The sequence below is a fragment of the Pseudomonas sp. A6 genome (assembly GCF_052367875.1).
In the GTDB taxonomy this organism is placed as follows: Bacteria; Pseudomonadota; Gammaproteobacteria; order Pseudomonadales; family Pseudomonadaceae; genus Pseudomonas; species Pseudomonas citronellolis.
Genome location: NZ_CP198970.1, coordinates 7,067,688 through 7,088,555, shown reverse-complemented (window position 1 = coordinate 7,088,555; position 20,868 = coordinate 7,067,688). Strand labels below are relative to the sequence as shown.

Annotated in this window: 20 protein-coding genes; 11 read left to right on the top strand and 9 right to left on the bottom strand. The window is 68.9% G+C overall.

Annotated elements, in window-relative coordinates:
* Positions 1-55 precede the first annotated feature (55 nt).
* Positions 56-961 (top strand): response regulator, encoded by a 906-nt coding sequence (locus ACTWJ5_RS31195; protein WP_249918379.1) that lies wholly within the window; start codon positions 56-58, stop codon positions 959-961.
* A 92-nt stretch (positions 962-1,053) separates the two neighbouring features.
* Entirely contained in the window at positions 1,054-1,950 is an 897-nt protein-coding gene (locus ACTWJ5_RS31190; protein ID WP_074983298.1) for a peptidoglycan DD-metalloendopeptidase family protein, read from the top strand.
* On the opposite strand, the gene ACTWJ5_RS31185 is transcribed toward ACTWJ5_RS31190, so the two are convergent.
* From ACTWJ5_RS31185 to phoB, 6 genes are all read right to left on the bottom strand, one after another.
* A complete protein-coding gene (locus tag ACTWJ5_RS31185) occupies positions 1,940-2,644 on the bottom strand; it encodes a GntR family transcriptional regulator (protein ID WP_256513425.1) in 705 nt (234 codons plus the stop codon). The two genes, ACTWJ5_RS31190 and ACTWJ5_RS31185, sit on opposite strands and share 11 nt — an antisense overlap.
* The gene (locus ACTWJ5_RS31180; RefSeq protein WP_074983292.1) at positions 2,641-3,342 is read right to left on the bottom strand and encodes a FadR/GntR family transcriptional regulator; all 702 of its coding nucleotides are present in this window, start codon (positions 3,340-3,342) and stop codon (positions 2,641-2,643) included. Before ACTWJ5_RS31180 ends, ACTWJ5_RS31185 begins: the two co-directional genes overlap by 4 nt.
* A gap of 65 nt (positions 3,343-3,407) precedes the next feature.
* Positions 3,408-4,721, bottom strand: coding sequence for a C4-dicarboxylate transporter DctA (locus tag ACTWJ5_RS31175; RefSeq protein WP_444437177.1), 1,314 nt, complete (start codon positions 4,719-4,721; stop codon positions 3,408-3,410).
* Positions 4,722-5,375: 654 nt separating this feature from the next.
* On the bottom strand, positions 5,376-6,716 hold the full coding sequence (locus tag ACTWJ5_RS31170; RefSeq protein WP_253391951.1) for a hemolysin family protein: 1,341 nt from the start codon (positions 6,714-6,716) through the stop codon (positions 5,376-5,378).
* A 70-nt stretch (positions 6,717-6,786) separates the two neighbouring features.
* A complete protein-coding gene (phoR, locus tag ACTWJ5_RS31165; RefSeq protein ID WP_256513420.1) occupies positions 6,787-8,082 on the bottom strand; it encodes a phosphate regulon sensor histidine kinase PhoR in 1,296 nt (431 codons plus the stop codon).
* Positions 8,083-8,121: 39 nt separating this feature from the next.
* A complete protein-coding gene (gene phoB, locus ACTWJ5_RS31160) occupies positions 8,122-8,811 on the bottom strand; it encodes a phosphate regulon transcriptional regulator PhoB (RefSeq protein WP_009614187.1) in 690 nt (229 codons plus the stop codon).
* A 246-nt stretch (positions 8,812-9,057) separates the two neighbouring features.
* On the opposite strand from phoB, the gene ACTWJ5_RS31155 reads away from it, so the two are divergent.
* Entirely contained in the window at positions 9,058-9,423 is a 366-nt protein-coding gene (locus ACTWJ5_RS31155) for a COG4315 family predicted lipoprotein (protein WP_074983281.1), read from the top strand.
* A 165-nt stretch (positions 9,424-9,588) separates the two neighbouring features.
* On the opposite strand, the gene ubiA is transcribed toward ACTWJ5_RS31155, so the two are convergent.
* The 3 genes from ubiA to glcC all read right to left on the bottom strand — a co-directional run bounded on the left by ubiA (position 9,589) and on the right by glcC (position 11,924).
* Complete coding sequence (gene ubiA / locus ACTWJ5_RS31150; protein WP_074983279.1) at positions 9,589-10,479, bottom strand: 4-hydroxybenzoate octaprenyltransferase; 891 nt, start codon at positions 10,477-10,479, stop codon at positions 9,589-9,591.
* Positions 10,480-10,507: 28 nt separating this feature from the next.
* Entirely contained in the window at positions 10,508-11,038 is a 531-nt protein-coding gene (locus ACTWJ5_RS31145; protein ID WP_083426820.1) for a chorismate lyase, read from the bottom strand.
* Positions 11,039-11,150: 112 nt separating this feature from the next.
* Positions 11,151-11,924: a transcriptional regulator GlcC gene (gene glcC, locus ACTWJ5_RS31140; RefSeq protein WP_249918383.1), complete on the bottom strand. Its 774-nt coding sequence runs from the start codon at positions 11,922-11,924 to the stop codon at positions 11,151-11,153.
* Positions 11,925-12,175: 251 nt separating this feature from the next.
* On the opposite strand from glcC, the gene glcD reads away from it, so the two are divergent.
* From glcD to ACTWJ5_RS31100, 8 genes are all read left to right on the top strand, one after another.
* Positions 12,176-13,675, top strand: coding sequence for a glycolate oxidase subunit GlcD (gene glcD, locus ACTWJ5_RS31135; RefSeq protein ID WP_074983271.1), 1,500 nt, complete (start codon positions 12,176-12,178; stop codon positions 13,673-13,675).
* Positions 13,675-14,754: a glycolate oxidase subunit GlcE gene (gene glcE / locus ACTWJ5_RS31130; RefSeq protein ID WP_444437176.1), complete on the top strand. Its 1,080-nt coding sequence runs from the start codon at positions 13,675-13,677 to the stop codon at positions 14,752-14,754. Before glcD ends, glcE begins: the two co-directional genes overlap by 1 nt.
* Positions 14,755-14,767: 13 nt before the next feature.
* Positions 14,768-15,994, top strand: coding sequence for a glycolate oxidase subunit GlcF (gene glcF, locus ACTWJ5_RS31125; protein ID WP_444437175.1), 1,227 nt, complete (start codon positions 14,768-14,770; stop codon positions 15,992-15,994).
* Between the two features lie 4 nt (positions 15,995-15,998).
* Complete coding sequence (locus ACTWJ5_RS31120; protein ID WP_009614175.1) at positions 15,999-16,400, top strand: heme-binding protein; 402 nt, start codon at positions 15,999-16,001, stop codon at positions 16,398-16,400.
* Positions 16,401-16,430: 30 nt separating this feature from the next.
* Positions 16,431-18,608 (top strand): malate synthase G, encoded by a 2,178-nt coding sequence (locus ACTWJ5_RS31115; RefSeq protein WP_444437174.1) that lies wholly within the window; start codon positions 16,431-16,433, stop codon positions 18,606-18,608.
* 459 nt (positions 18,609-19,067) lie between these two features.
* Positions 19,068-19,235, top strand: a complete 168-nt coding sequence (locus ACTWJ5_RS31110) for a rubredoxin (RefSeq protein ID WP_009614173.1) — start codon at positions 19,068-19,070, stop codon at positions 19,233-19,235.
* Positions 19,236-19,409: 174 nt separating this feature from the next.
* A complete protein-coding gene (locus ACTWJ5_RS31105) occupies positions 19,410-19,577 on the top strand; it encodes a rubredoxin (protein WP_009614171.1) in 168 nt (55 codons plus the stop codon).
* A gap of 71 nt (positions 19,578-19,648) precedes the next feature.
* The gene (locus tag ACTWJ5_RS31100) at positions 19,649-20,803 is read left to right on the top strand and encodes an NAD(P)/FAD-dependent oxidoreductase (RefSeq protein WP_256513409.1); all 1,155 of its coding nucleotides are present in this window, start codon (positions 19,649-19,651) and stop codon (positions 20,801-20,803) included.
* Positions 20,804-20,868: the final 65 nt, after the last annotated feature.

The following is a 20,868-nucleotide window of genomic DNA, read 5'->3' as shown; positions in this document are numbered from 1 at the left end:
GCATCCTGCCAGTGCCCGAGGCTATCCTTCGCCTTGGCGTTCCAGGGAGTCGACGATGAGCAAGGTCAGTGTTCTGGTGGTGGATGATGCACCTTTCATCCGCGACCTGGTGAAGAAGGGATTGCGCGACCATTTTCCGGGGTTGCGCATCGAGGAGGCGGTGAACGGCCGCAAGGCCCAGCAGCACCTCGCCCGCCACGCGGTCGACCTGATCCTCTGCGACTGGGAGATGCCGGAGATGTCCGGCATCGAACTGCTCGGCTGGTGCCGCGCCCAGGCGCCGCTGAAGGACGTTCCCTTCATCATGGTGACCAGCCGCGGCGACAAGGAGAACGTGGTCCAGGCCATCCAGGCCGGGGTGTCGGACTACATCGGCAAGCCCTTCTCCAATGACCAACTGGTGAGCAAGGTGCGCAAGGCCCTGAGCCGCGCCGGCAAGCTCGATGCGCTGCTGGCCTCGGCGCCGCAGCGCAGCCTGGCCAGCGGCCCGCCGAACGACTCCCTCGCCGCCCTCACCGGCGGCAAGGCCGAGGTGGTGCGCGCCGGGGCCGCTCCAGCCGCGGCCCCGGCGCCCGCCCGTCCTGCTCCCGCTGCCGCGCCGGCCCCCGCGCCTGCGCGCAGTGGCGCCCAGGGCAAGGGCCAGGGGCAGTTGCGCCTGCCCAATGCCAGCCTGCCCTGCGTGATCCGCGGGCTCAGCCTGAAGGAGGCGCAGTTGGTGGTGAAGCGCGGCCAGGTGCTGCCGCAGGTGCTGGAAACCGCGGTGCTCGACCTGGAGGAAGACAACGAGGTGGCACGCCTGAACGGCTACCTGCACTCGGTGGCGGCGCTGGAACCCAAGCCCGACAGCGAGTGGCTGCTGCTGTTGCTGCGCTTCGTCGACCGCGACCCGCAGAAGCTCGACTACCTGTCGCGCCTGATCGCCCGCGGCAGCACCCAGAAGCACTACGTCCCCGGCGCCTGAGGCCTGCTTCACAGCCCGACGGCCGGCGGCTCGCCGCTGCCGGCCGCGGCTGCTAGTCTTGCTGGCGTCGAATACCTATAACCAGAGTCGACATGCTAGGGCGCTTTTTCTTCCTCTGCAGTCTATGGATGGCTGCGGGGCCGGCTGCGGCCGTGACCATCTACAAGTACGTCGACGCCAATGGCGTGGTCACCTACACGGACAAGGCCGTGGCGGGTGCGCAGGTGTTCGTCTTCCGCGACCGCATGGTCGAGCACCTGGAGCAGCAGGTGAAGCTGCAGACGCTCAGGCACGACGGCTTCGAGACCCTGCAGGTGCGCAACGACCTCTACGCCCCGGTGGAAGTGGAGCTGAGCGTGAGCGCCGCGCAGAACGCCGTGGGCGTGCCGGAGCGGCCGATCCGCTGGGTGCTGGCGCCGCGCAGCGCCATCCGCCTGGCCACGCTGAGCCCGCGCGATGCGTCGCGGCCGATGCAGTACAAGCCCAAGCTGCGCTACGCCCTGGGCGACCCGCGCCTGCAACCGGTGGCCTACGACTATCCGCTGCCCTGGCGTGGCGGACCCTTCCGCCTGACCCAGGGCGCCAACGGCAAGTACAGCCACTTCACCCCCAAGAGCCGCTACGCGCTGGACATCGCCATGCCCGAGGGCACGCCCATCGTGGCCGCACGCGGTGGCACCGTGGTGAAGGTGGAGAACGCTCAGAGCGGGCGCGGTAACAACCCCTCGGGCAACTTCGTGCGCATCCTCCACGACGACGGCACCATGGGCGTCTACCTGCACCTGATGCGCGGCTCGGTGCTGGTCAGCGAGGGCCAGCGCGTCGGCGTCGGCACGCCTCTGGCGCGCTCGGGCAACACCGGCAACAGCAGCGGCCCGCACCTGCACTTCGTGGTGCAGCGCAACGTCGGCCTGGCGCTGGAATCCATCCCCTACGACTTCGCCCAGCCGGTGGGCACCCTGCCGAACTTCGCGGTGGTCAAGGAATAGCCAGCTTCCCGGCGAAGGCCGCGCGCAGGTCGGTGGTCGGCGGCGGGGCGAAGCGCAGGCGTTCGCCCACGCCGCGCAGGTAACTTTCCAGGCAGGCGCAGGCGCGTTCCGCATCGCCCTCACCCAGGGCTTCGAGCATCTCGGCCTGTTGCCGGCAACTGTCCGCGGTGTGGGCCTGGCCGCGGCCCAGGGCGATGCTCACGGCCAGGCGCTCCAGCAGCGGGCCCAGCAGGTCGGGCAACAGGGGGTTGGCTGACAGCTGGGCCAGGCGCAGGTGCAGGTCCTGGGCCCATTCCTGCGCGCCCAGCGCGTCGCCCGCCGCCAGGCAGCGGCGCTGGGCGCCGAGCATTTCCCGCAGTTCCGCCAGGTTTTGCCCGTCCAGCCTTCCGGCCAGGCGCCGGAGCAGGTCGCTTTCCAGCAGCAGGCGGGTCTCCAGCAGTTGGCGCAGGCGTTGCGGGTCGGGGCGGGCGACGCTGGCGATGCGCCGTGGCGCCAGTTCCACCGCGCCTTCCCGGGCCAGGCGCTGCAGGGCGCGGCGCACGCTGCTGGGGCCTGCGTGGAAGATCCGCCCGAGGGTTTCCTGGCTGAGCGGCGCGGCCGGCCGCAGGCGCCGCGCGAGGATGGCGGCGTGCAGGTCCTCGTAGATCCGCTGGGCCTGGCCCCGGCGGCGCGGGCCGGTGTCGCCGGCGTTCATCGTCCCGTCCCCGCTTCCGGCACACGCAGCGCCAGGTTCAGGCGCAGGCCTTCGTTGAGGATGTGCTGGCGCATGGCCTGGCTGGCGCCTTCGCTGTCGTGCTGGCGGATGGCGCGGACGATGGCCTCGTGCTCGGCCAGCAGTTCTTCGGCATGGGCGGCGTTGCGCTGGATGAGGTGGTCGCTCTGCTCCAGGGCGCCGGCGATCTGCTGCGAGACGCTGAGGAAGATCGGATTGGAGGTCAGCGCCACCAGCTTGCGGTGGAAGCCGTTGTAGGCCTCGACCACGGCGGCGGCGCGGCCATCCTCCACCGCTTCGCGCATGTCCAGCAGCAGCAGGCGCAGGCGGCCGAGGGAATCGCCGTCGATGCTCTGCGCCACCAGCCCGGCGATGAAGGGTTCCAGGGCGTAGCGCAGTTGCAGCACGTCTTCCAGGGTGGCCGTGGCCGGGGCGCGGATCTCGCGCAGGGCGTTATCGTCACGCTCCAGCACCATCACGCCCTTGCCGGGCAGCGAGCGCACCACGCCGAGGGTTTCCAGCACGGTGATGGCCTCGCGCAGGCTGGGCCGGCTGATCTCCAGCTGCTCGGCCAGTTCGCGCTGGCCCGGCAGCATCTGGCCGGCCGCCCAGCGCCCTTGCTCTATGGTCTCGAGCAGTTTCTGAACCACTGAATTGACCAGTTTGGATGAGGAAAACATGGTTGCTCCTGAGGCAGTTAAGGCGCGCGCCGCGCCTATTGGAGCGGCGCGCGCGGCGGCTGTCATCAGCCGCGCAGTTCGCCCTTGCCGGGCGTGGCGACCAGGGTCTTGTTCGCCCCGGGTTCGCCGTTGAGTACCGAACGTGTGCGTTGCAGGTCGATGTCGTTTTCCCAGCGGGCGATGACCACGGTGGCGATGCAGTTGCCGATCAGGTTGGTCAGCGCCCGGCCGATGCCCATGAACCAGTCCACCGAGAGCACCAGCACCAGGCCCGCGGCGGGGATGGCCGGCACCGCGGCGAGGGTGGCGGCGAGGATCACCAGGGCCGAGCCGGGGATGCCGTGGGCGCCCTTGGAGGTCACCAGCGACACCAGCAGGATGGTCAGCAGGTCGCTGATGGCCAGCGGTGTGCCGGTGGCGTGGGCGATGAACACCACCGCCAGGGTCAGGTAGATGGAGAAGCCGTCGAGGTTGAAGGAGTAGCCGGTGGGGATCACCAGGCCCACGGTGGAGCTGCGGATGCCCATGTTTTCCAGCTTGCGCATCACCTGCGGCAGTACGGCGTCGGAAGAAGCGGTGCCGAGGACGATCAGCAGTTCCTCGCGGAAGTAGCGCAGGAACGGCCGCAGGCGCACGCCGCTCAGGCGCAGCACGGTGCCCAGTACCAGGCACACGAAGAGGATGCAGGTGAGGTAGAACACCAGCACCAGCGCGCCCAGGTGGCTCAGCGACTCCAGGCCGTAGCGGCTGGTGGTGAAGGCCACGGCGCCGAACACGCCCAGCGGCGCCAGGCGCACGATCATGCCCATGATGCGGAAGACCACGTGGCTGAACTCGTTGATCAGCCGCGCCACGCCGCTGGCCTGTTCGCCCACCAGGTTCAGGGCGCTGCCGAACAGCACGGCGAACACCAGCACCTGGAGGATGTCGTTGTTGGCGAAGGCGCTGAACACCGAGGAGGGGATCAGCCCCATGATGAAGTCCACCGGCCCGTGGATGTCCTTGGTGTGCGCGGTGTAGGTCGCGGCATCGCCGGCGGAGAGGCCGTTCAGGTCGATGTTGGCGCCGCTGCCCAGGCCGCTGCCGTAGGCCACCAGCAGGCCGAGGAGGAGGGCGAGGGTGGTGAGGATCTCGAAGTAGACCACCGACTTCAGGCCGATGCGCCCGACCTTCTTCAGGTCGCCGGCGCCGGAGATGCCGTTGACCACCACGAAGAACACGATGAGCGCGATGAGCATCTTGATCAGCTTGATGAAGCCGTCGCCCAGGGGCTTGAGCTGGGACGAAAGCTCCGGAAGGCCGACACCGAACAGCACGCCGAGGGCCAGGCCGAGCACCACTTGCAGGAAGATCGAGCGGGAACAGCGGTGGATGAGCATTGGGGGTCTCCGTTGTCTGCGCCCGTCCGCATCCACGGGGGAGGGCTGAGGCGCGCAGTTATTGTTCTGGTATTACCGGTCAGACCAGTGCAACTTATGCCCATGTGGCTCCGCTGGCAAGAGCGAATGCGGGGATGGGACGACGAGTGGTTTTGGGGAGTGGCGGCGGAGTGGGGATTGGAGGCTCTAGGGCGGTGCTTCCAATGAGGTGCTGGGGGTGGGGATTTTTTAGCGGGCGATGGGGGAGGGCCTGTGGGTGGAACGCAACTGGTCAGGCCGGTGCGTTGGGTATCCCAATCGCGGACGGAGTCCGCTCCTACATCTTCCGGCAAACACAACACCCGTAGGATGGGTTGAGCGAAGCGATACCCATCACCAATGACCGCATGGGTTTCGCAAGCTCAACCCATCCTACGAAAAGCGCCCCGGTGCAGTGGACAAGACGGTTGTTCCTACACCGTGCTTTCCAGGGACCGTAGGAGCGGACTCCGTCCGCGATTGGCGGATAACGCCGCAGGCGTTATCCGCCCTACATGACTGGTCAGACCGGGAGGCGGTGTAGGAGCGAGCTTGCTCGCGAACAAACGCGGTGCCATGCGGTTCGCGAGCAAGCTCGCTCCTACGAAAAGCGCCTCGGCGCAGCTTGCAGCCGCGTCAATCCAGCTTGACCACCTTGGCCAGGACGATCTTCGGGCCCTTCATCTTCTTCACGATGATGCGCAGGCCTTCGGCTTCCAGCACTTCTTCCTCTTCCGGCACGCGCTTCAAGGTCTCGTAGACCAGGCCGGCGAGGGTGTCCGCCTCGATGTGGTCGAGGTCGATGCCCAGCAGGCGCTCCACCTTGAACAGCGGGGTGTCGCCGCGCACCAGCAGCTTGCCCGGCTGGTAGGCGAGGATGCCGCGCTCGGTCTTGCGGTGCTCGTCCTGGATGTCGCCGACCAGCACTTCCAGCACGTCTTCCATGGTCAGGTAGCCGATCACCTTGTGGTCGGCCTCCTCCACCAGGGCGAAGTGCGCGCCGCCCTGGCGGAACTGCTCCAGCAGGCGCGACAGCGGCATGTGCTTGGTCACCAGTTCCAGCGGGTGGGCCAGCTCGTCCAGGTCGATGGTTTCCGGCTGGCTGTCGGTGGTCGCCAGTTCCAGCAGCAGGTCCTTGATGTGCAGCAGGCCGGTGAACTCGCCCTTCTCGGCGTCGAACACCGGGTAGCGGCTGTACTTGTGCCGGCGGATGGTCGCCAGCACGTCGGCCAGCGGCGCGTGGCGCTCCAGGTAGACCAGGTCTTCGCGGGAGTTGGCCCAGTCCACCACTTCCAGCTCGCCCAGCTCCACCGCCGAGGCCAGCACGCGCATGCCCTGGTCGCTGGGGTCCTGGCCGCGGCTGGAGTGCAGGATCAGCTTGAGCTCCTCGCGGCTGTAGTGGTGCTCGTGGTGCGGCCCCGGCTCGCCCTGGCCGGCGATCTTGAGGATGGCGTTGGCGCTGGCGTTGAGCAGCCAGATGGCCGGGTACATCGCCCAGTAGAACAGGTACAGCGGCACCGCGGTCCACAGCGACAGCAGCTCCGGCTTGCGGATCGCCCAGCTCTTGGGCGCCAGCTCGCCGACCACGATGTGCAGGTAGGAGATGATGAAGAAGGCGCTGAAGAAGGACACGCCGCGGATGACTTCCTCGGAGTGCACGCCCACCGCGGCCAGCAGCGGCTCCAGCAGCTCGGCGAAGGCCGGCTCGCCGACCCAGCCCAGGCCCAGGGAGGCCAGGGTGATGCCCAACTGGCAGGCGGAGAGGTAGGCGTCGAGCTGGTTGTGCACCTTGCGCAGGATGCTGCCGCGCCAGCCGTGCTGCTTGGCGATGGTCTCCACGCGGGTGGCGCGCAGCTTGACCATGGCGAACTCGGCGGCAACGAAGAAGCCGTTGAGCAGGACGAGGAGGAGGGCGAAGAGTACGAGGCCGAAATCGGCGAAATAGGTCAGCAATTCGCTACTGGGGGAAGGGTCCATGGTTCTGTTGGCTGATGAATGAGCGAGTAAGCATGGCGGCAGCGTGCGGCCGTGGCAAGACGACGTTGGTTCAGGCGACCTGCTGCCGCGGGAAGTGGCAGACGAAGCTGCTGCCCTTGCCCAGCACGCTGCTGATGTCCAGGGTGGCGCGGTGGCGGATCAGCACGTGCTTGACGATGGCCAGGCCCAGGCCGGTGCCGCCGGTGTTGGCGTTGCGGCTGGAGTCCACGCGGTAGAAGCGCTCGGTCAGGCGCGGCAGGTGCTTGGGGTCGATGCCGATGCCGCTGTCCTGCACCGACAGGTGCGCGCCCTGCTCGTCGCCCCACCAGCGGATGCGGATCTCGCCGCCCTCGGGAGTGTACTTGACCGCGTTGAACACCAGGTTGGAGAAGGCGCTGCGCAGCTCGGCCTCGCTGCCCTTGAGCTTCACCCTGGGGTCGGCCTCCAGGCTGATGCGGTGCTCGCGGGCGCCGGACAGCGCCTGGGCGTCGTTGCGGATGGCCAGCAGCATCAGGTCCACCGCCACCGGCTTGTTGTCCGCCGGGTAGTCGGTGGCTTCCAGCTTGGCCAGCAGCAGCAGGTCGTTGAGCAGGCCCTGCATGCGCGCGGCCTGCTGCTGCATCTGCTGCAGGGCGCGGGCCCAGCGCGGGTTGATGTTCTCGGCGTTGTCGAGGAAGGTCTCCAGGTAGCCGGCGATCACCGTCAGCGGCGTGCGCAGTTCGTGGGAGACGTTCGCGACGAAGTCCTTGCGCATCTGCTCCAGGCGCTGCACGCGGGTGACGTCGCGGACCAGCATCAGGTGCTCGCCGTTGCCGTAGAGGGTGATCTGGAACTGCAGCAGCAGCTTGTCGTCCACCGGCGAGGGCATGTCCAGCGGCTCCTGGTAGTCGCCGCGGGCGAAGTATTCCTTGAAGCGCGGGTTGCGGATCAGGTTGGTCACCGCCTGGCCGCCGTCCTGCGGGCTCTTCAGGCCGAGCAGGCGTTCGGCGGCGAGGTTCCACCACTCCAGGTTGCCGTCGGCGTCGAGCATGACCACCGCATCGCGCAGCGCCGCGGTGGATTCCTGCATGCGGTCGATCACCGCCTGCAGGCGCCCGCGGGCGCGCTGGTTGCGCCGCTGCAGGTGGTAGATGCTGTCGAACACCTCGCCCCACAGGCCGTAGCCGTCCGGCGGCGGTTCGTCCTCGCGGTGGTTCTTCAGCCATTTGTGCAGGCGCAGCACCTGCCAGAGGGTCCAGCCGAGGTAGACGCCCAGGCAGCCTGCCAGGGCCCAACCGTATTGCCCGCTCACCACGCCGATCAGCGCGGCGGCGACTATCAACAGCAGCAGATGGCGGATCAGGGCGCCACGCCAGTCTTGGTTCACCAGGTCCTTTCCTTGTGAATATCAGGCGCGGGGGCGCGGTCAGCTCTTGGTGGAGAAACGATAGCCGGTTCCGCGGACCGTCTGCACCAGGTTCTCGTAGACCTCGCCCAGGGCCTTGCGCAGGCGGCGGATGTGCACGTCGACGGTGCGTTCCTCCACGTAGACGTTGCCGCCCCACACCTGGTCCAGCAGCTGGCCGCGGGTGTAGGCGCGCTCCTGGTGGGTCATGAAGAACTGCAGCAGGCGGTACTCGGTGGGGCCCATCTCGGCCGGCTTGCCGTCGATGGTGACGCGGTGGCTGATGGGGTCGAGCAGCAGGCCGCCGACCTCGATCGGCGTCTCGCTGTCGCCGGCGCCGGTGCGGCGCAGCACGGCCTTCAGCCGGGCCACCAGCTCGCGCGGCGAGAAGGGCTTGGTGATGTAGTCGTCGGCGCCGACCTCAAGTCCCTGGATCTTGTTGTCCTCCTCGCCCTTGGCGGTGAGCATGATGATCGGGATGCCCTGGGTCATCTCGTCGCGCTTCAGGCGCCGCGCCAGCTCGATGCCGGAGGTGCCCGGCAGCATCCAGTCGAGCAGGATCAGGTCCGGCTTGCGGTCGACGATGGTGGCGTGGGCCTGCTGGGCGTTTTCCGCCTCCAGGCACTCGTAGCCGGCCATCTCCAGGGCCACGGCGATCATCTCGCGGATCGGCGCTTCGTCGTCAACGATGAGGATTGTCTTGCCAACCATGGTCTTGCCTCGGGAATTCTGTACTGCGCCGCATTAGATAACGGAATTATTACAGCGATGTGACGCGGGCATGTTAGCCGAGGCAGGCGCCCGGCGGGGAACGGGGCGCTCTACTATGCTGTCGTGACCGCCCTGTTCCGGGCGGCCCCATGCGCGCCACCGGGGCCGTTGTGACGGCCTGCCCGACCTGCCGCCGTTCCCGCCGCGCCTTCCTTGCGAGTCCTACCTCAGAAGAGGAGATTCACGATGAACTGCAAACACCTGGCGCTGGCCCTGGGCCTGGCGCTGCCGGCCCTGGCGGCGCAGGCGGCGGAACCGGCGATGACCAAGGACGGCATGCTGGTCGATGCCAAGGGCATGACGCTGTACACCTTCGACAAGGACAGCGGCGGCAAGTCGGTGTGCAACGACAAGTGCGCGCAGAACTGGCCGCCCCTGGCCGCCGAGACCGGCGCCATGGCCAGCGGCGACTGGAGCGTGATCACCCGCGACGACGGCACCCAGCAGTGGGCCTACAAGGGCAAGCCGCTGTACACCTTCGTCCAGGACAAGGCCGCGGGCGAAGTGAAGGGCGACGGCAAGATGAACGCCTGGCATATCGCCAAGCCGTGACACGGCGGGGTATCCGCCTGCCCGCGATTCGCGCGCAGGGCGCGCTCCTACAGGGAGCACGGGGCGTAGGGCGATACATCCTGCTCTTGTAGGAGCGAGCTTGCTCGCGAACCGCATGGCACCGCATTTGTTCGCGAGCAAGCTCGCTCCTACGGGGGACGTTTTTCAGCGCAGCGCGTAATCCACCACGGTGCCGACGAAGATCGCCAGGCCCGCCCAGTGGTTGTGCAGGAAGGCCTTGAAGCAGGCCTGCGGGTCGCGGTCGCGGGTGGAGTGGAATTCCCAGGCGAAGCAGCCGGCGGCCACCACCAGGCCGGCGTAGAACCACAGGCCCATGTGCAGCTTGCCGGCGGCCAGCACCAGCAGCAGGAGCATCAGGCCCTGGAGGGTCAGGTTGATCACCCGGTCGGCGTCGCCGAAGAGGATGGCGGTGGATTTCACCCCGATCTTCAGGTCGTCCTCGCGGTCGGTCATGGCGTAGTAGGTGTCGTAGGCCACCGTCCACAGCACGTTGGCGAAGAACAGCAGCCAGGCCGCGGCCGGCAGCGTGCCGCTGGCGGCGGTGAAGGCCATGGGGATGCCCCAGGAGAAGGCCGCGCCCAGCACCACCTGCGGGTAGTAGGTGTAGCGCTTCATGAAGGGGTAGAGCGCGGCGATGGCGGCGCCGCCGAAGGACAGCCAGATGGTCTGCTCGTTGGTGCACAGCACCAGCACGAAGCTGCTGGCCAGCAGGGCGAAGAAGGCGATCCAGGCCTCGCTCACGCTGATCTTGCCGGTGGCCAGGGGGCGCGCCTTGGTGCGCGCCACGTGGCCGTCGAAGTCGCGGTCGGCGAAGTCGTTGATCACGCAGCCGGCGGCGCGCATCAGCACGGTGCCGAGGACGAAGATCACCAGGTTCTTCAGGCTGGGCAGGCCGCCGCTGGCCATCCACAGCGCCCACAGCGTCGGCCACAGCAGCAGGTAGATGCCGATGGGCTTGTCCATGCGCGTCAGCTGGATGAAGTCCCAGGCGCGGGGGTGCAGGCGGGCGAGGGGTTTGATCAGGGCGGCGAACATGGCGGGCTCCGGCGGTCGACCGGAGGGATTATACGGCCTCGACTCCGGCTGCGCGCCACAGGCGCGGCAGGAACACCTCGGCCACCAGCACGCCCAGGCGGTCGCGGCGGAAGCACGAGCGGCGGCCCCAGAGCAGCGCGCGGCGCACCTCCAGGGGCAGGAAGGGCGCGGGGTACAGGCACACCTCGATGACGTCGCGGCGGAAGGCGCTGTCGCTGAACAGCAGCTCGCCCAGGGAACGGCTGCCGAGCTGCGCCAGGTCGAAGCCCGAGGCCTCCAGGGCCGAGCGGGCCGCCACGCTGCGGGCGAAGACCCACGGCTGGCCGTGGCCGCGCAGGTAGACCTCGCGCACCCAGCCCTGGCTGTGGCTGGGCACGCCCAGCGCCTTGCATTCGTCGTCGCGCAGCACCTGCCAGCCCTCCAGCAGCGGCTCGACGCTGAAGGCGCCTTCGGCGAGGGCGGTGAGGCGGCGGGTCAGGGAGCCCTGGTCGAACAGCCAGTCGTGTACGGCGGGCTCGACGTTGGCCGGCAACTGGTCTTCGTTGAGCCAGTTCGGCAGAGGTACGGAAAGGTCGGACACGGGAATTCAACGCTGACGTAGGACCGCCGCAGGGTACCACGGAACGCCGATCGTTAGCCTGCGACCTATCGCCCCGAACCCCGCCCGCGGCTCATTCCCAGCCCTGCAGGCGCATGGTGGCGCGGACCAGGCGCTGCTCCTCCTGCTCGATCTCGCGCAGGTTGTCGCGGATGCTGTGGATATGTTCGCGGGCGGCGCGCTGGGCCTGGTCCGGCAGGCGCTCGACGATGGCGTTGTACAGGCGCGTGTGCTGGCGGTCGATTTGCCGCTTCTGCACCGGCCGGTGGTAGAGGTTGTTCACCGAGGCGAACACGGTGCTGAGCATCAGTTCGCTGAGCGACTGCAGGGTGTGCACCAGCACAGGGTTGTGCGAGGCCTCGCTGATGGCCCGGTGGAAGGCGTGGTCGCGGCGGGCGTGTTCGCGCGGGTCCAGCGGCGGCGTCTCGCTCTGCGCCAGGAGCATTTCCTCGTAGCGGCGCTTGAGCAGGATCAGGTCGGCGTCGGTGGCGCGCAGCGCGGCCAGGCGCGCGGATTCGCCTTCCAGCAGGGCGCGTACCTCCAGCAGGTCGTAGAGGGTACGGGGCTGCGAGGCGAACAGGTGCATCAGCGGCGTGGCGTCGTTGGCCCGGCTGAGGTCGGCGACGAAGGAGCCGCGGCCCTGCTCGGTGTCGATGATGCCGCGCCCGCGGAGGATGCGCAGGCCCTCGCGCAGCGCCGAGCGCGAGCAGCCGAGCTTGTCCACCAGGCGCCGCTCCGAGGGCAGCGCCTGGCCGACCTTGAGCACGCCGTCGACGATCAGCCGCTCGATGCGCTCGGCCACCTGGTCGGCTACCCGCGCGCGGGTGGCCGTGCTTTCGCCTTCCATTCGTCCTCCAACTGGTCCTACCAGTTCGAATGCCTGGCGCCACTGTAGAACACCCGGAGCGCTTTGATAAGGCCGCTGAGCGGCGTCTTGACCAAAAGTCCAGGGACTAAACTGGTAGGACCAGTTCTGCGGCAACTGGACGCAGGGCCGCCCGGTGGTCCAGTCTGCGCCGACCTGAGACCCGTCAGTCCAGCAGCCGCCCGGCCCGCCGGGCGGCGCCACCCATAAGAAAAACCACCGTGTGAGACCCGATGAACATCCTCTACGATGAGCGCCTCGACGGCGCACTGCCGAAGGTGGACAAGGCCGCGCTGCTCGCCGAACTGCGCGCCGCGCTGCCGGACCTGGAGATCCTCCACGAGGCCGAGGACCTGCGCCCCTACGAGTGCGACGGCCTCTCCGCCTACCGCAGCACGCCGATGCTGGTGGTGCTGCCCGAACACGTCGAGCAGGTGCAGACACTGCTGCGCCTGTGCCACCGCATGCAGGTGCCGGTGGTCGCCCGCGGCGCCGGCACCGGGTTGTCCGGCGGCGCGCTGCCGCTGGAGCAGGGCGTGCTGCTGGTGATGGCGCGCTTCAAGCGCATCCTCGAAGTGAACCCCGAAGGCCGCTACGCCCGCGTGCAGCCCGGCGTGCGCAACCTGGCCATCTCCCTGGCCGCCGCGCCCCACGGCCTGTACTACGCGCCGGACCCGTCGTCGCAGATCGCCTGTTCCATCGGCGGCAACGTCGCCGAGAACGCCGGCGGCGTGCACTGCCTGAAGTATGGGCTGACGGTTCATAACCTGCTCAAGGTGGAAATCATCACCATCGACGGCGAGCGCCTGACCCTCGGCTCCGACGCACTCGACAGCCCCGGCTTCGACCTGCTGGCGCTGTTCACCGGCTCCGAAGGCATGCTCGGCGTGGTGGTCGAGGTGACCGTCAAGCTGCTGCCCAAGCCGCAGGTGGCCAAGGTGCTGATGGCCAGCTTCGACGACGTCGAGAAGGCCGGCCGCGCGGTGGGCGACATCATCGCCGAGGGCATCATTCCCGGCGGCCTGGAGATGATGGACAACCTGTCGATCCGCGCCGCCGAGGACTTCATCCACGCCGGCTACCCGGTGGACGCCGCGGCCATCCTGCTGTGCGAGCTGGATGGCGTGGAATCCGACGTGCACGAGGACTGCGAGCGCGTCGACGCCGTGCTGCGCAAGGCCGGCGCCACCGACGTGCGCCTGGCCCGCGACGAGGAGGAGCGCGCCAAGTTCTGGGCCGGGCGCAAGAACGCCTTCCCGGCGGTGGGGCGCATCTCCCCGGACTACTACTGCATGGACGGCACCATTCCGCGCCGCGAGCTGCCGCGGGTGCTCAACGGCATCGCCGAGCTGTCCGAGGAGCACGGCCTGCGGGTGGCCAACGTGTTCCACGCCGGCGACGGCAACATGCACCCGCTGATCCTCTTCGATGCCAACGTCCCCGGCGAGCTGGAACGCGCCGAAGCCCTGGGCGGGAAGATCCTCGAACTCTGCGTGGCGGTGGGCGGCAGCATCACCGGCGAGCACGGCGTGGGCCGCGAGAAGATCAACCAGATGTGCGCCCAGTTCAACAGCGACGAGCTGACGCTGTTCCACGCGGTGAAGGCCGCCTTCGACCCGCAGGGCCTGCTCAACCCGGGCAAGAACATCCCGACCCTGCACCGCTGCGCCGAATTCGGCGCCATGCACATCCACCACGGCCAGCTGCCGTTCCCGGAACTGGAGCGCTTCTGATGGACAAACAGCACTTCGACCCCCGGGCCGGCCACGACCGCAGCGCCGAGCTGCTCGAACAGGTGCGCCAGGCCCTGGCGGAAAAGACCGCCCTGGCCATCCGCGGCGGCTCCAGCAAGGCCTTCCTCGGCCGCTGGGTGGAGGCCCGCCCGCTGGACGTGGCCGGGCACACCGGCATCGTCTCCTACGACCCCACCGAACTGGTGATCACCGCCCGCGCCGGCACCCCGCTGCGCGAGCTGAACGCCGCGCTGGACAGCGCCGGGCAGATGCTCGCCTGCGAGGCGCCCTGTTTCACGGAAAACGCCACGGTCGGCGGCATGCTCGCCGCCGGGCTGTCCGGCCCGCGCCGGCCCTGGGCTGGCGCGGTGCGCGACTTCGTCCTCGGCACCCGGCTGATCAGCGGCCTGGGCACCCATCTGCGCTTCGGCGGCGAGGTGATGAAGAACGTCGCCGGCTACGACCTGTCGCGCCTGCTGGCCGGCAGCTTCGGCTGCCTGGGCGTCATCACCGAGGCCTCGTTCAAGGTCCTGCCCAAGCCGCGCTGCCGCATCAGCCTGCGCCAGGCCATCCCCCTGGAGCGCGCCCTGCTGCGTCTTGGCGAATGGGGCCAGCAGTCGCTGCCGCTGAGCGCCGCCGCCCACGACGGCGAGCACCTGTACCTGCGCTTCGAGGGCAACGAAGGCTCGGTGCGCGCCGCCTGCGACCGCATCGGCGGCGACGCCCTGGACGACGCCTGGTGGGACGACCTGCGCGAACAGCGCCTGGACTTCTTCCGCGACCCGCGGCCGCTCTGGCGCCTGTCGCTGCCGGCACTCAGCGCGCCGCTGGCGCTGCCCGGCGAGCAGCTGCTGGACTGGGGCGGCGCGCAGCGCTGGCTGAAGTCCGAGGCCAGCGCCACGGAAATCCGCCAGGCCGTGAGCGCCGTCGGCGGCCACGCCAGCTGCTTCACCCCGGGCCACGTCGACGAGCCGCTGCACCCGCTGCCGGCGCCCCTGCTCAAGCTGCACCGCTCGCTGAAGCGCCAGCTCGACCCGCAGGGCATCTTCAACCCCGGGCGCATGTACGCCGACTTCTGACGCGGATAGACCTATGCAGACCAACCTGAGCGAAGCGGCCAAACGCCTGGCCCACGCCGAGGAAGCCGAACGCATCCTGCGCAGCTGCGTGCACTGCGGCTTCTGCAACGCCACCTGCCCGACCTACCAGGAGCTGGGCGACGAACTGGACGGCCCGCGCGGGCGCATCTACCTGATCAAACAGTTCCTCGAACAGGACCAGGTCAGCGAGAAAACCCAGGAACACCTGGACCGCTGCCTGACCTGCCGCAACTGCGAAACCACCTGCCCCTCCGGCGTGGAGTACCACAAGCTGCTGGACATCGGCCGCGCCGCCATCGAAGTGCGCGTGCCGCGCTCGCTGGGCGAGCGCCTGCTGCGCGGCGGCCTGCGCGCCATCGTGCCGCGCCCGGCGCTGTTCAAGGCGCTGGTGAACACCGGCGAGGCGCTGCGGCCGATCCTTCCCGTGGCCCTGCGCAGCCACCTGCCGCGGGCCATCGCCCCGGCCGGCGTGCGCCCGGCGGAACGCCACCAGCGCCGCGTGCTGATGCTCGAAGGCTGCGTGCAGCCGGCGCTGTCGCCCAACACCAACTCGGCCACCGCGCGGGTGCTGGACCGCCTCGGCATCAGCATCACCGCGGCGGCTCAGGCCGGCTGCTGCGGCGCCGTGGACTACCACCTCAACGCCCAGGACACCGGCCTCGACCGCGCCCGGCGCAACATCGACGCCTGGTGGCCGGCCATCGAGCACGGCGCCGAGGCCATCGTGCAGACCGCCAGCGGCTGCGGCGCCTTCGTCAAGGAATACGGCTACCTGCTGCGCGACGACCCGCAGTACGCGGCCAAGGCCAGGCGCGTCAGCGAGCTGGCCAAGGACCTGGTGGAAGTGATCCGCGCCGAACCGCTGGAAAGCCTCGGCCTGAACTGCGACCAGACCCTCGCCTTCCACTGCCCCTGCACCCTGCAGCACGCGCAGAAGCTCGGCGGCGCCGTCGAGGCGGTGCTCAAGCGCCTAGGCTTCAACCTCACCGCGGTGCCCGACAGCCACCTCTGCTGCGGCTCGGCCGGCACCTATTCACTGACCCAGCCGGAGCTCTCGCACAAGCTGCGCGACAACAAGCTGGACGCCCTGGAAAGCGGTCGGCCCGACCTGATCGCTACCGCCAACATCGGCTGCCAGACCCACCTCGACGGCGCCGGACGCACCCCCGTCCGGCACTGGATCGAGCTGGTCGACCACGCCCTCAGCACCGGAAACTGACGCCATGCAAAGCAAAGCCGTACTCACCCAGCAAGAAGTCACCCGCATCCTCGCCGCCGCCCGCGCCGAGGCCCAGGCCAACCAATGGGCGGTGGCCATCGTGGTCGTGGACGACGGCGGCCACCCGCTGGCGCTGGAGCGCCTGGATGGCTGCGCGCCGGTCGGCGCCTACATCGCCACCGAGAAGGCCCGCAGCGCCGCCCTGGGCCGCCGCGAAACGCGCCTGTACGAAGAAATGATCAACAACGGCCGCACTGCCTTCCTCTCCGCCCCCGTGCTGCAGGGCACCCTGGAAGGCGGCGTGCCGGTCATCCATGACGGCCAGGTGATCGGCGCGGTGGGCGTCTCCGGCGTGCAGGCCGCGCAGGATGCCCAGGTGGCCAAGGCCGGCGTGGCCGCGCTCTAAGCACTCGACGAAACACAGGAGAACCTTGCGATGACCCAACGAATCACCCGCCAGCGCCTGCAGGTCGCCGACGTGCTGCAACGCTTCATCGAGGAAGAAGCCCTGCCGGGCACCGGCGTGCAGGCCGAGGCCTTCTGGAAGGGCTTCGATGCCCTGGTCCACGAGCTGGCGCCGAAGAACCGCGCGCTGCTCGCCGAGCGCGACCGCCTGCAAACCGAACTGGACAGCTGGCACCGCGCCCACCCGGGCCCGATCCAGGACATGTCGGCCTACCGCGCCTTCCTCGAATCCATCGGCTACCTGCTGCCGGCGCCGGCTTCGGTGCAGGCCAGCACTGCCAACGTCGACACCGAGATCACCCAGCAGGCCGGCCCGCAGCTGGTGGTGCCGGTGATGAACGCCCGCTACGCGCTGAACGCCGCCAACGCCCGCTGGGGCTCGTTGTACGACGCGCTCTACGGCACCGACGCCATCAGCGAGGACGACGGCGCCGAGAAGGGCAAGGGCTACAACCCGCGCCGTGGCGAGAAGGTCATCGCCTTCGCCCGCGCCTTCCTCGACCAGGCCGCGCCGCTGGCCCAGGGCAGCCACGCCGACGCCAGCGCCTACCGCATCGAGCAGGGCCAGCTGCGCGTGACCCTGGAGGACGGCAGCGTCAGCGGCCTGGCCGAGCCGGCGAAATTCGTCGGCTACCAGGGCGAGCCGCTGTCGCCCAAGGCCGTGCTGCTGAAGAACAACGGCCTGCACTTCGAGATCCAGATCGACCCCACCAGCCCCATCGGCCAGACCGACGCCGCCGGGGTGAAGGACGTGCTGGTCGAGGCCGCGCTGAGCACCATCCTCGACTGCGAGGATTCGGTGGCCGCGGTGGACGCCGAGGACAAGACCCTGGTCTATCGCAACCTGCTGGGCCTGATGAAGGGCGACCTCAGCGAGGCGGTGGAGAAGGGCGGCCAGAGCTTCGTCCGGCGCATGAGCGCGGACCGCCAGTACACCGCCGCCGACGGCTCCAGCCTGACCCTGCACGGCCGCTCGCTGCTGTTCATCCGCAACGTCGGCCACCTGATGACCACCCCGGCGATCCTCGACGAAAGCGGCGCGGAAATCCCCGAAGGCATCATGGATGCGGTGCTCACCGGCCTGGTCGCCATCCACGATCTGCAGCGCAAGGGCAACTCGCGCACCGGCAGCGTCTACATCGTCAAGCCGAAGATGCACGGCCCGGCCGAAGTGGCCTTCGCCGACGAACTGTTTGGCCGTGTCGAGGACGTCCTCGGCCTGCCGCGCAATACCCTGAAGATGGGCATCATGGACGAGGAGCGGCGCACCAGCGTCAACCTCCAGGCCTGCATCGGCGCCGCCGCGGCGCGGGTGGTGTTCATCAACACCGGCTTCCTCGACCGTACCGGCGACGAAATGCACAGCGCCATGGAAGCCGGCCCGATGCTGCGCAAGGGCGACATGAAGGGCACCAAGTGGATCGCCGCCTACGAGCGCAACAACGTGCTGGTCGGCCTGGCCTGCGGCCTGCGCGGCCGGGCGCAGATCGGCAAGGGCATGTGGGCCATGCCGGACCTGATGGCGGCCATGCTGGAACAGAAGATCGGCCACCCGAAATCCGGCGCCACCACCGCCTGGGTGCCGTCGCCCACCGCCGCCACCCTGCACGCGCTGCACTACCACCAGGTGGACGTGCAGGCGGTACAGGGCGAGTTGCAGAAGGTCGACCTGGCCAGCGTGCGCGACGAACTGCTCGACGACCTGCTGAGCATTCCTGTGGCCGCGTCCGCCGACTGGAGCGCCGAGGCGCGCCAGGAAGAGCTGGACAACAACTGCCAGGGCATCCTCGGCTACGTGGTGCGCTGGGTCGAACAGGGCGTGGGCTGCTCCAAGGTGCCGGACATCCATGACGTCGGCCTGATGGAAGACCGCGCAACGCTGCGCATCTCCAGTCAGCACATCGCCAACTGGCTGCACCACGGCGTGGTCGGCGAGGCCCAGGTGCGCGAGACCCTGGAGCGCATGGCCAAGGTGGTCGACCAGCAGAATGCGGGTGACCTGGCCTACCGCCCGATGGCCGCGGACTACCCGGGCTCGGCGGCCTTCCAGGCGGCCAGCGACCTGGTGTTCAAGGGCCGCGAGCAGCCCAGCGGCTACACCGAGCCGCTGCTGCATGCCTGGCGCTTGCGGTACAAGGCGCAGCACTGAGGCTGCCCCTGTAGGTGTAGGAGCGAGCTTGCTCGCGAACGGTGCTCACCTGAAATGCCGGTGTTTTGGGGTGGCTCCGCTCCCTCTCCCTAACCCTCTCCCTGAAGGGAGAGGGGACCGTTCGGAGTGCTTGGATGCTCTGGAGTCAGCCGGCAACACCGAAGGCTTCCATTTGAAACCTTCCTTCTCTCGGCACGGACAAGCCCCCTCTCCCTTCAGGGCGGGGCGCGCAGCCGAGGGCTGGGGAGAGGGGCTCTTCAGGACGCGCACCGACCCCCGCCGGCAAAACTCCGTTCGCGAGCAAGCTCGCTCCTACGAAAAGCCAACCTCCCACCCACGCACCACCCATCTTTGGTTGGCCCCCAACGCCCGCCCAACCGCCCGATGGCGTCTTGGCGCACGCCGGGAATTGCGTTAGCGTGCGGCCGCAACCGTGGTAACCCGCCCGAGGGGTAGACAATGAAAAAGTGGCAATGCGTAGTCTGCGGACTCATCTATGACGAATCCCAAGGCTGGCCGGAAGAAGGCATCGCAGCGGGCACCCGCTGGGAAGACGTGCCCGAGGACTGGCTGTGCCCGGACTGCGGCGTCGGCAAGCTGGACTTCGAGATGATCGAAATCGGCTGAGCCGTCCCGGCATCCCTGCGAGCGGCGGCCGATGGCCGCCGTTTTCGTGTCCGGCCCCGTGCTTGAGCGCTTCGCGCGCTTGGCCGGGTTGCCGCCGGGCGCCGGCAACCCTGCCCTTGGCGGGGGGCGGAAAAGTGCGCTAGGTTGCCCTGGCAACCCGCAGGAGGTTCGACGATGCGCAAGTGGCAATGCGTGGTCTGTGGCTTCATCTACGACGAGGCCCTCGGCCTGCCCGAGGAGGGCATCGCCCCCGGTACCCGCTGGGAAGACATTCCCGCCGACTGGGTCTGCCCCGACTGCGGCGTGGGCAAGATCGATTTCGAAATGATCGAAATCGCCTGACAGGCCCCGCGAAACCCTGAATTCCACCGAGCCGGCCAAGCCGCTCGGTCCCGTTCGATGTGGAGAATCCAATGAGCGAGAACGCACCGCTGGTGATCATCGGCACCGGCCTGGCCGGCTACAACCTGGCGCGCGAATGGCGCAAGCTGGATGCGGAAAGCCCGCTGCTGCTGATCACCGCCGACGACGGCCGCTCCTATTCCAAGCCGATGCTCTCCACCGGCTTCTCCAAGGACAAGGACGCCGACGGCCTGGCCATGGCTGAGCCCGGCGCCATGGCCGAGCAACTGAAGGCGCGCATCCTCACCCACACCCGCGTCACCGGCATCGACCCGGGGCACAAGCGCATCTGGATCGGCGAGGAGCAGGTCGAGTACCGCGACCTGGTGCTGGCCTGGGGCGCCGAGACGATCCGCGTGCCGGTGCAGGGCGACGCCCTGGATGCGATCTTCCCGATCAACGACCTGGAGGACTACGCGCGCTTCCGCGCCGCGGCCGCCGGCAAGCGCCGCGTGTTGCTGCTGGGCGCCGGCCTGATCGGCTGCGAGTTCGCCAACGACCTGTCCGCCGGCGGCTACCGGATCGACGTGGTCGCTCCCTGCGAGCAGGTCATGCCCGGCCTGCTGCACCCCGCCGCCGCGGCGGCCGTGCAGGCCGGCCTGGAAGGCCTGGGTGTGCGCTTCCACCTGGGCCCGGTGCTCAACCGCCTGGAGCGCGCCGGCGAGAGCCTGGAGGCGCACCTGTCGGATGGCCAGGTGATCCCCTGCGACCTGGTGGTCTCGGCCGTCGGCCTGCGCCCGCGCATCGACCTGGCCACCGAGTCGGGCCTGGAGGTCAACCGCGGCGTGGTGGTGAACCGCGAGCTGCGCACCTCCCACGCCAACATCTACGCCCTGGGCGACTGCGCCGAGGTCGACGGCCTCAACCTGCTCTACGTGATGCCGCTGATGAGCTGCGCCCGCGCCCTGGCCCAGACCCTGGCGGGCAAGCCGACAGCGGTGTCCTACGGCCCCATGCCGGTCACCGTGAAGACTCCGGTGTGCCCGCTGGTGGTCTCGCCGCCGCCCCGCGGCAGCGATGGCCAATGGCTCGTGGAAGGCTCTGGCGCGGACCTCAAGGTGCTGTGCCGGGATACCGCCGGTCGCTTGCTCGGCTACGCCCTGACCGGCGCGGCGGTCAGTGAAAAACTCTCGCTGAACAAGGAGTTGCCGGCACTTCTGGCCTGAAAGGCATCCTTTATGGCGTTTTCGTCGTGGGAATGTATCCGCAAATTGTCAGACGATACTGGCGT